The sequence below is a fragment of the bacterium genome (assembly GCA_021372775.1).
Lineage (GTDB): Bacteria > Acidobacteriota > Polarisedimenticolia > J045 > J045 > JAJFTU01.
This window is the reverse complement of the sequence record JAJFTU010000309.1, coordinates 1-9,773: the sequence shown is the minus strand read 5'-3', so window position 1 is coordinate 9,773 and position 9,773 is coordinate 1. Positions and strand designations below refer to the sequence as shown.

The 9,773-nt window shown below is 71.8% G+C and carries 9 protein-coding genes; 4 read left to right on the top strand and 5 right to left on the bottom strand.

Going from position 1 to position 9,773, the window contains the following annotated elements:
• Nucleotides 1-244 precede the first annotated feature (244 nt).
• From LLG88_10670 to LLG88_10650, 5 genes are all read right to left on the bottom strand, one after another.
• Nucleotides 245-1,474 carry a class II aldolase/adducin family protein gene (locus LLG88_10670; protein ID MCE5247363.1) on the bottom strand — a complete coding sequence of 410 codons (1,230 nt, stop codon included), beginning with the start codon at nucleotides 1,472-1,474 and terminating at the stop codon, nucleotides 245-247.
• Between the two features lie 4 nt (nucleotides 1,475-1,478).
• Entirely contained in the window at nucleotides 1,479-1,796 is a 318-nt protein-coding gene (locus tag LLG88_10665) for a DNA-directed RNA polymerase subunit omega (GenBank protein MCE5247362.1), read from the bottom strand.
• A gap of 24 nt (nucleotides 1,797-1,820) precedes the next feature.
• A complete protein-coding gene (rho, locus tag LLG88_10660; GenBank protein ID MCE5247361.1) occupies nucleotides 1,821-3,125 on the bottom strand; it encodes a transcription termination factor Rho in 1,305 nt (434 codons plus the stop codon).
• A gap of 138 nt (nucleotides 3,126-3,263) precedes the next feature.
• Entirely contained in the window at nucleotides 3,264-4,916 is a 1,653-nt protein-coding gene (locus LLG88_10655; GenBank protein ID MCE5247360.1) for a hypothetical protein, read from the bottom strand.
• A 7-nt stretch (nucleotides 4,917-4,923) separates the two neighbouring features.
• Nucleotides 4,924-5,250 (bottom strand): divalent-cation tolerance protein CutA, encoded by a 327-nt coding sequence (locus LLG88_10650; protein ID MCE5247359.1) that lies wholly within the window; start codon nucleotides 5,248-5,250, stop codon nucleotides 4,924-4,926.
• Between the two features lie 106 nt (nucleotides 5,251-5,356).
• Here LLG88_10650 and eno point away from each other — a divergent pair, with 106 nt between their 5' ends.
• The 4 genes from eno to LLG88_10630 all read left to right on the top strand — a co-directional run.
• Nucleotides 5,357-6,637: a phosphopyruvate hydratase gene (gene eno, locus LLG88_10645; protein ID MCE5247358.1), complete on the top strand. Its 1,281-nt coding sequence runs from the start codon at nucleotides 5,357-5,359 to the stop codon at nucleotides 6,635-6,637.
• 58 nt (nucleotides 6,638-6,695) lie between these two features.
• Nucleotides 6,696-7,262 carry a septum formation initiator family protein gene (locus tag LLG88_10640; protein ID MCE5247357.1) on the top strand — a complete coding sequence of 189 codons (567 nt, stop codon included), beginning with the start codon at nucleotides 6,696-6,698 and terminating at the stop codon, nucleotides 7,260-7,262.
• A gap of 261 nt (nucleotides 7,263-7,523) precedes the next feature.
• Nucleotides 7,524-8,378: a DmsE family decaheme c-type cytochrome gene (locus tag LLG88_10635; protein MCE5247356.1), complete on the top strand. Its 855-nt coding sequence runs from the start codon at nucleotides 7,524-7,526 to the stop codon at nucleotides 8,376-8,378.
• Between the two features lie 24 nt (nucleotides 8,379-8,402).
• The coding region (locus tag LLG88_10630) for an MtrB/PioB family outer membrane beta-barrel protein (GenBank protein MCE5247355.1) at nucleotides 8,403-9,773 on the top strand (1,371 nt) is incomplete at its 3' end.

The following is a 9,773-nucleotide window of genomic DNA, read 5'->3' as shown; positions in this document are numbered from 1 at the left end:
GGACGCGGCGCCGACGGAGCGGCGCGTCGCCGCGGCGTGGGCCGCGGCGGCCGGGGCGCCGGAGATGGCCGACGAGGCGACGTGGGTGCTCGCCCACCTCGCCGCGAATCGGCGCGGCGTCGTGCGCGAGACCGTGGACGGATTCGCCGCCGACCGCTACGGCCGCGCCTGACCGCGGAGACCCCGCGGCGCGACCTGCTCCGAGCGGACGGTCGTTCGCGCGCCTGACCGCGAAGACCCGCGCTCAGCGGGCCAGCGGGTCGTCGAGCTTGGCCCGTTCGGGGGCCCAGGTCTCGGCGGCGAACGCCTCGTCGTCGGCGAGCGGCGCGAAGCGGCCGACCGCTTCGGCGGCCGCGCGCACGCGCAGCGCCCGCGCGGCGAGATCGGCCGCGGCGGCGGCTTGGCGCGCGTCCGGCGCGCAGCCGAAAAGGCCCACCCCGGGAACGCAGACCACGCGGGGCGGCTGGCCGGCGACCGCCGCGGCGAGCGGCCGGTCGGCGCCGAGCTGCGCGGCGCGTTCTTCCTCCCCGCGGGCGAAGCCGAGCAGCGCCGCGCGGAACCGCTCGGCGCGTCCCGCGCGGGGGCCGGCGTCGAAGAAGAGCGGGCGGTTGAGGGTGCGCACGACGTCGTCGGGCGTCACCGCGCCGCGCGCGTGAAGCTCCGCGGCGCCCGGCGCATCGAGGAGCGCGAGGAGATCGGCCGAAGCGCGCGCGCACGCGGCGAACGGACGACCGAACGACTCGGCGAACCGCGCCGCGATCCACGGCGCGCAAGCGGCGGCCGCGCGCCGCGCCCGCCGTTCCTCGTCGGCCGACGAACTCCCGAATCCGGAGAGGCGCCCGCCGCGCCGCTCGAGCTCCGCGACGCAGCGCGCCGCGGCGCCGAACATCCGCGCCGCCGCGTCGTCGGCCGTGTCCGCCCAGACGAACAACCCGTGCCTGCGGACGACGATCCCTTCGAGCGCCGGATCGACGGCGAGGGCCGCGCCGGCGGCGACGGCGAGCGGCCAGCCGGAGGGGAGGTTCGGCAGCGACGCGAAATGCGCGCCGAGCGCGCGCTCGGCGAGATCGGCGCCTTCCGGCTGGTTGGTCAGCGCGAGCGCCGCCTCGGCGTGGGTGTGGACGACGAAGCGCGCGGGAAGGACGGCGTGGGTCGGCGTCTCGACCGAGGCGCGCGGCGCGTCGGGTTCGAGCGCCGCGTCGGCGAGCGCCTCTTCGAGCGGCTGGTCGCCGCGGTCGAACGCGGCGACCAGCGCGGCGAGGTCGAGCGCCGCGAAGTCGCGGCGCCGCGCCGAAGCGAGGTCGCGCCCCGAGCCTTTGACCAAGAGGACGCGGGGCGGCCCGAAGCCGCCCGCGCCGATCTTGCAGGACGTGTTGCCGCCGCCGTGGAGGACGAGCGCGCGGTCCGCGCCGACGCGGCGCGAGAGCCGCACGAGCTGGGCGGCGAGGCCGCCGCCCGGCCGCGGGGCGGCCACGAAGCTACTCCTTGTCCCCTTCGGCGCCCATCGCCTGGCCGAGCGGGCCGGCTTCGGTCGGCAGCGCGGAGGAGAAGAGCGGCTCGTCGTTCTCTTCGACCTGCGGCATCCCTTCGACTTCGATCCGCATCGTCTCCGAGTTCGGCTTCACCTTCCCCTCGATGACCTCGCGGAAGACGAGGTCGATCTGCGACTGCCCCGGCGCCTTCTCGACGAGCGGCGGCGCGCCGGCGACGATGTTCTCCCAGCGGCGGGCGACGACGGTCGTCAGCAGGAAGCGGTTGTTGACCTGTTCGAGGGCTTTTTCGATCGGCTTGATCACAAGGCGCTCCTTGGCGGTGCGGGACTATCCGCCTTCGCGCATCTGGCGGATGAAGTCCTGGTTGTTCTTGGTCTGGTTCAGGCGGTCCAGAAGGAGCTCGAGCGCTTCGCCCGGCGGCATCGCGCTGAGCACCTTCCGCAGCACCCAGACCGAATTGAGCGTGTCCGGCTCCAGCAGCAGCTCTTCCTTGCGCGTGCCGGAGCGGGTGAGGTCGATCGCCGGGAAGACCCGCCGGTCGGCGAGGCGCCGGTCGAGGTGCAGCTCCATGTTGCCGGTGCCCTTGAACTCCTCGTAGATGACTTCGTCCATCCGCGAGCCGGTGTCGATCAGCGTCGTGGCGACGATCGTCAGCGAGCCGCCTTCCTCGAGGTGCCGCGCGGCGCCGAAGAACCGCTTCGGCCGCTGCAGCGCGTTCGAGTCGAGGCCGCCGGAGAGGACCTTTCCGGAGGAGGGCTGCACGTTGTTGTAGGCGCGGGCGAGGCGGGTGATCGAGTCGAGCAGGATCACGACGTCCTTGCCGTACTCGACCATCCGCTTCGCCTTCTCGATCACCATCTCGGCCACGGCGACGTGGCGCGTCGCCGGCTCGTCGAACGTCGAGGAGACGATCTCGCCGTCCACCGCGCGCTTGACGTCGGTCACCTCTTCCGGCCGCTCGTCGATCAGCAGCACGATGAGGTAGGCCTCCTTGTGGTTGGCGAGGATCGAGTTGGCCAGCGACTGGAGGAGCGTCGTCTTGCCGGTCCGCGGGGCGGCGACGATCAGGCCGCGCTGCCCCTTGCCCAGCGGCGTGAACATGTCCATCACGCGGCCGGTCAGGTTGTCCTTGGTCGTCTCGAGCCGCAGCTGCTCCATCGGGTAGAGCGGCGTGAGGTTCTCGAAGAAGATCCGCTCGCGCGACTTGTCGGGGTCGTCGTGGTTGATCGCCTCGACCTTGATCAGCGCGAAGTACCGCTCGTCCTCCTTCGGGTAGCGGACCTGTCCCGAGACCGTGTCCCCGGTGAGGAGCGCGAAGCGGTTGATCTGCGAAGGGGAGACGTAGATGTCGTCGGGGCCGGGAAGGTAGCTGTACTCGGCGGAACGGAGGAAGCCGTACCCCTCCGGCAGGACCTCGAGCGTGCCCTCGGCGAAGACGAGCCCCTTGCTCTCCGTCTGCGCGCGCAGGATCTGGAAGATCAGGTCCTGCTTCCGCAGCCCGGACACTCCCGACAGCCCCATCTCCCGGGCCGCGCGCGCCACCTCCTCGACCCGCATGCGGGCCAGGCGGTTGAGCGAGAACGTGTCGCTCGCCTCGCCGGCGCGGTCGCCGTCGATCGTGCGTTCCGTCATCAACGCGCCTTTCGAGGGGAGAGTGCGATCCGCATCTTCTAGGTGGGAAGTGGGAGAGTTCCCGCGGCGGAGCGTGGCCGCGGCGAAAATCTGACAAAGGGTAGGAGGCGGGGTCCGGCTTGTCAAGCCGCGCCGCGGTCAGAAGAAGCCGACCGTCGTGAAGGAGAGGCGAAGGCGGCGGCCGTCGTTCGGCGGCCCGTTCGGGTCGAGCGCGTAGGCGGCGTCGAAGTGAAGCGTCGTGCCGTGCGCGGTCCGCAGCACGGCGAGGCGCAGCCCCACGCCGACGTCCGGATGGAGGTCCCGCCAGCTCGGCGCGCCGTCGAACGCCCCGCCGGCGTCCACGAACGCGGCGAAGCCGATCCGCGCCAGCCCGAGGATCTCCCGCGACGTGAACCAGCGATGCTCGGCGACGGCGAGGAGGAGGTTCGCGCCGGCGAAGGCGTGCGCCTCGTAGCCGCGGAGGCCCGTGTCGCCGCCGAGGAGCGGGCGGTCCGGTCCCTCCGCGCCTCGCGTCGTCAGCGCGAAGGCGCGGAAGAACGCGGTGCGGGAGGGGGAGAGGACGCGCCACCAGCGGGCGTCGAGGCCGGTGCGGGCGCCGTACCAGTCGCCGCGCAGGCGGCGGATCTCGTGCGTGGCCTCGATCACGAAGAAGGAGCCGCCGCGCAGCTCGAACCCTTTCCGCGCGGCGAGGCGCAGCCAAAGCGCGGCGTCGGGCGAGAGCGCCTTCGGGGCGACGTCGAGCCACGCCGAGTAGACGGCGCCGAGGTCGAAGTCCTCGATCCGCGTGTCGGTCTCCACGCGGCGGACGCGGCGGAAGTCGATCTCGCGCCGCTCGACGCCGAAGCGCAGCGCCGTCGTCGCGGCGTCGCGGGGGGCGAGGTCGGGACGGAGCGGACCGACGCCCGGCGCGTCGGCCAAGCGCCAGGAACGCCGCTCGAACGCCAGGCCGGCGAAGCGGCGGACGACGACGTCCTCGCTTCCGCCGGGGGAGAAGCCGGCGAGGATCGCCGCGGAATGGCCGTCGAGCCGCCAGACGTCGATCGGGTCGGGGCCGCCGTAGACCTTCTCGTCCCGCTCGTCGGTCGTTCCGGCGATCGAGAGCGACCAGTCGTCGGCGAGCGAGCGGAACGGCCGCTCCAGCGAGGCCTCGCGGTGATAGCCGTCCGAGTTGTCGGAGAGCCGGCTCGCCGCGCGCCAGCCGCGGCCGAGCAGCGCCGGGGCGGAGACGTCGAGCGCCCGCTCGGTCCGCTCCGGCCCGCGCAGGTTCTCCCAGCCGAGCGCCGTTCCCGTGCCGAGGAGGTTCTGCTCGTAGAGCTTGAACTTCGAGCGGTCCTCGCCCCCCTGCGCGTCGAACGACAGGCGCACGCGGGTGGACCACGCGTCGCGGACGCGGACGCGGACCGTGACGTCGTCGCCGCTCCGCGCGACCGCCTCGACCCACGCGTCCTGCACGAACGTGAAGAGCCGCAGCCCGCGCTCCGCCTCGAGCAGCGCCTCGGGGGTGCAGCGGTCCCCCTCGCGCAGCGTGAGCACCTTGCGGATCGCCCAGGCGCGGCTGCGCATCGGCGCGTGGACCGCGTTCGCGGCGCGGTGGAACCAGCGGGACTGCTCCGGCGCCGTCAGGTCGAAGACGTCGAGGACCTCGACGTCGATCTTCGCGATCCGCGTGCCCGGGGCGCAGAGCGGCCCCGCGGGAACGACGGCGGGAACGACGCCGTCGGCCGCGTCCGGGGCGCCGGGCGGAACCGCCGCCAGCGCGGCCGCGAGCAGCAGCGGACCGCCGGCCGGCATCGGTCCGTCAGAGCGTCGCGGCGAGCCAGTCGAGGTACGGCGCGCCGGCGGCGACGAGCGGCAGGGCGACGATCTCCGGAGTCTCGTACGGATGGCGGGCGGCGATCGCCGCGGCGAGCTCGGCGAAGCGCGAGGCCCTGGTCTTCATCACCAGCAGGACCTCGTCGTCCTCGTGGACCGCGCCGCGCCAGCGGTAGATCGAGCGCGCGCCGGGGACGATCGTCGCGCAGGCGACGACCCCTTCCTCGACGAGGATGCGCGCCAGCTTGCCGGCCGTATCTTGATCCGGACAGGTCGAAAGAGCGACGCAGAATTCGTCGGCGGAAGGGGCCACGTCGTCCTCCGGAGGCGGCCGAACGGCGCGAATTCCTTCTCCGCGCGGCCAGTCCGTTATAAACTACGCGAAAGTGCGGGCGTCACGCCCGCGGAGGGTGCCTCCCATGGTCGAAATCACCAGCGTCTTCGCCCGCGAAATCCTCGACTCCCGCGGCAACCCGACGGTCGAAGTCGAGGTCACGGTGGACGACGACGTCGTCGGCCGCGCGTCGGTCCCGTCGGGCGCGTCCACCGGGAGCCGCGAGGCTCTGGAACTGCGCGACGAAGAACCGGCCCGGTACAACGGCAAGGGCGTCCAAAAGGCCGTCCGTCACGTCAACGAAGTCCTCGGACCCGCCGTCGAAGGGCTCGACCCGACCGACCAGCGCGTCGTGGACACGGTCCTGCTCGAGCGGGACGGCACGCCGAGCAAGCGCTCGCTCGGCGCCAACGCGATTCTCGGCGTCAGCATGGCCACCGCGCGCGCCGCGGCGGCGGTCGTCGGCGTGCCGCTCTACCGCTACCTCGGCGGGGTCGGCGCCCGGACGATCCCGACGCCGATGCTCAACATCGTCAACGGCGGCGCCCACGCCGACAACAACATCGACATCCAGGAGTTCATGGTCGTGCCGGCCGGCCTGGCCTCGGTCGCCGAAGCGGTCCGGGCCTCGGCCGAGGTCTACCACGCGCTGAAGAAGGTCATGAAGGCCAAGGGCCTCGCCACGGGCGTCGGCGACGAGGGCGGCTTCGCCCCGAACCTCCGCTCGAACCGCGAGGCGCTGGACCTCATCCTCGAGGCGATCGAGAAGGCCGGCTACCGGGCGGGCGAGGACGTCTCGCTCGCGATCGACGTCGCGGCCAGCGAGCTCAAGGAAGACGACGGCTATCACCTGCGCGGCGAGGGGAAGGTCCTCTCCTCGGAGCAGATGGTCGCGTTCTACGACGAGCTGCTGACGGCCTACCCGATGATCGTCTCGATCGAGGACGGTCTGGCCGAAGGTGACTGGGAAGGCTGGAAGCTGCTCACCGACCGGCTCGGCGCCCGCGTGCAGCTCGTCGGCGACGACCTCTTCGTCACGAACCCCGAGATCATCCAGGAGGGGATCGACAAGGGGGTCGCCAACGCCGTGCTGATCAAGCTCAACCAGATCGGCACCGTCAGCGAGACGCTCGACGCGATCCAGCTGGCGCAGGGCAGCGGCTACAACACCGTCATCAGCCACCGTTCCGGCGAGACCGAGGACACGTTCATCGCGGACCTCGCCGTCGGCTCGGGCGCCGGGCAGATCAAGACCGGCGCGCCGGCGCGCGGCGAGCGGGTGGCGAAGTACAACCAACTCATGCGCATCGAAGAAGAGCTGGCCGACGCCGCCCGCTTCGCCGGGCTGCGGCCGTACGGCGGCTGATCGCGCGACGGAGGGGCGGCCGGAGCGGCCGCCCCTCGCCGCATAGGCGGAAGGAACGATGACGGCGGGCGCGGCGCATCAGGGGAAGGGACGGCGGGCGGGGGTTTGGTTCGCCCGCGGGTTCCTTTTCTGCTTCTCCGCCGCACTGTGGGTCTTCGCCTTCTCGGCGAAGGGGGGCGTGCGGGACCTGCGCGACCTCCAACGCCAGCGGGACGCGCTCCGCGCGCAGGTCGCCGACGAGGCGGCGCAGAACGAGAAGCTGCGCGGCGTCGTCGAGGGGCTGCGCGGCGACGACCTCGCCATCGAGCAGGCGGTCCGCGCGGAACTCGACTATCAGCGTCCCGGCGAGGTCGTGTTGATGGTCGAGGGCGACGATCCGCTCCGCTCGACGCCGCGTCCGAAGATCTCGCGCGTCGTGGCGCCGCCGCTCCCGAAGGAGATCGTGGACCGCATCAGCCGCCGCACCGCGGCGCGCGCGAAGGCGCAGGCCGACGCGGAACGGGCGCGGCAAAAGGCCGAGGCCGCGGCCGAAAAGATGAAAATGGTTTCCGGTAAGGCGGAGGGGGCGACCACCTCCGCGGCCCCCGTCAAGCGCTCCGCGCCGGCCTCGTCGCGCTCGAACTAAGTCGAACGTTTCAAAGCGCCATCGGCGCGCGGCGGCCATTCTGCGGCATCCTCGTCGCAGTTCGAATTTCGCGCAGTTGCGGCCTTAATCGATCGTCCGCGCCGCGAGTTCGCAGTCCGCTGTATTAACATCGAGGGTGACTCACTTACTAGGCTACGGCAGCCGCGCCGCGCCGATCCGAGGACGGAGCGATTCGACGCGGCGCCGCGGCTCGAGGGCTGGGGCCCGGCTCGACGCCGCGCCCCGAAAGGAGAGTGGACGATGAGGATCGGATGGGCGACGACCGCGGGACTGGCCATGGCCGCGGCTCTGGCGCTCGCACCGTCCACCTACGCGGGGCAGGACGCGCCTCCGGCGTGGGAACGGTGCGGGCAGTGCCACACCGACTTGGCCGCGGCGTTCGCGAAGACGCCGCACGCCGCGAGTCCCGCAGGATGCGAGGGCTGCCACGGCCCCGCCGACGAGCACGTCGCGGGCGGCGGCGATCCGAGCAAGATCCGGCGGCTCTCGACGCTGAAGGGGCGGGATCGCGCGGAGGTCTGCCTCTCCTGCCACCAGAAGGGCGAGGTCGCGCACTGGGTCGGCTCGACGCACGACGCGCGCAACCTCGACTGCGGCACGTGCCACGACCCGCACCCGAAGGGCGCCGCGCGGCCGCACCTGCTCAAGGCGGGCGAGCAGCAGGCCTGCGGCGGCTGCCACGCGGCGCAGGCGGCGAAGATGTACCGCTCGGCGCACATGCCGGTGCGCGAGGGCGCGATGACCTGCACGTCGTGCCACAACCCGCACGGAACGCTCGACGAGAAGTCGCTGCGCCAGCGCTCGGTCAACGAGAACTGCTACACCTGCCACGCCGAGAAGCGCGGCCCGATGCTCTGGGAGCACCCTCCGGTCCGCGAGAACTGCACGACCTGCCACGACCCGCACGGCTCGACGACCACGTCGCTGCTCAAGGTGAAGGTCCCGGTCCTCTGCCAGAACTGCCACGTTTCGAGCCGGCATCCCAGCCAGACCCACATGCCGGCGGAGCGGTTCGCCTTCAACCACGGCTGCCTCAACTGCCATCAGGCGATCCACGGTTCCAACCACCCGTCCGGCAACCGGCTCTTGCGCTGAGCGCGGCGAAGGGAGGACAAGACCATGAGACACAGCACCGTCGTCCTTCTGGCCGCCGCCGCGCTCTGCTGCGCCGCGCCGGCCTTGGCCCAGGAAACGTCGCCCGAGGGGACCGTCCGCGTCGGCGGCGCGTTCCTTTCGGGGGACAAGGACTCCGCGAAGCTCCAGCGGTACGAGGTGATGCCGGAGAACAAGGCGACGATCGACGTCGACTTCGACTGGAACCTCGGCCGCGGCCTCTACATCGCGGGCGCGACGAAGAACGCGCTCTTCGACGACGAGCGGATCGGGCTCGAGTTCGGACGCCGCGCCGGCTTCAAGGCGGGGCTGTTCTACACCCGCTCGCCCAACTGGATCTCCAACACCGCGCGGTCGTACTTCACCGACGTCGGCGGCGACGTCTTCACGATCCCGGCGGCGATCCACAGCCAGATGCCGGCGGCGGCGAACCTCTCCGGGTTCGCTTCCTACGCCGTTCCGGTGGACCTGCGGGTCGTGCGGCGCACGACCGGCGCCTACACGTCCGTCCCGTTCGGCGAAGGATTCACCTTCACGGCCAAGTACCAGGACGAACAGCGCAGCGGCCACATGCCGCAGACCTGGGGCTCCGGGTTCAGCTCGGTCGTCGAACTGCCGGTCGCCGTGGACTACTCGACGCGCAACGCCGACTTTTCCCTCGAGTACGCCGACAAGGATCTCTTCCTGCGGACGACCGCCTTCGTCAGCAGCTTCCGCAACGGCTACGACCGGATCGTCTGGGAGAACCCGAACCAATATCTGACGCCGACGACGTCCGCGCCGACGGTGCTGCAGACGGCGACGGCGCCGGACAACCGCGCGTTCAACGTGGACGTGAGCGCCTCGTACAACCTGCCGGCGCGCCACCGGATCACGGCGCTGGTCGGGATCGGCCAGATGCGTCAGGACCAGGCGCTGCTGCCGTACACGAGCAACTCGGCGATCGCGCTCTCCAACCCCGCCGCGCTGCCGGTCGGCAACGCCGACGGCAAGATCGACACCACGCTCTACACGCTCAAGCTGACCGGCGATCCGATTCCGCTGCTCGGCTACAGCCTCTCCTACCGCTACTACGACATGGACAACCGGAGCCCCGAGATCGACCTCACTCCCGTCCAAGGAGACGCCGGGTCGGCGGGCGCCGACACGACCGATCCGATCGGCTGGAAGAAGGTGACGTGGAAGGCCGAGCTCCACGTGAACGCGGCCGCGTGGCTGCGCGTGGGGATCGGCTACGACCACGACAAGTGGGACCATCAGGGACGCGCCGTCGCCTCCAACACCCAGAAGACGGTCCGCGGCTTCGCCGACGTGCAGTTCGCGCAGTGGGTCGGGCTCCACGCCTCCTATTCCGACGTCAAGTTCACCGCCGACTGC

Excerpts from the sequence above, each read along its gene's own strand:
- rho (MCE5247361.1), bottom strand. The coding sequence starts at position 3,125 with ATGACGGAACGCACGATCGACGGCGACCGCGCCGGCGAGGCGAGCGAC.
- LLG88_10655 (MCE5247360.1), bottom strand. The coding sequence starts at position 4,916 with ATGCCGGCCGGCGGTCCGCTGCTGCTCGCGGCCGCGCTGGCGGCGGTT.
- eno (MCE5247358.1), top strand. The coding sequence starts at position 5,357 with ATGGTCGAAATCACCAGCGTCTTCGCCCGCGAAATCCTCGACTCCCGC.
- LLG88_10640 (MCE5247357.1), top strand. The coding sequence starts at position 6,696 with ATGACGGCGGGCGCGGCGCATCAGGGGAAGGGACGGCGGGCGGGGGTT.
- LLG88_10635 (MCE5247356.1), top strand. The coding sequence starts at position 7,524 with ATGAGGATCGGATGGGCGACGACCGCGGGACTGGCCATGGCCGCGGCT.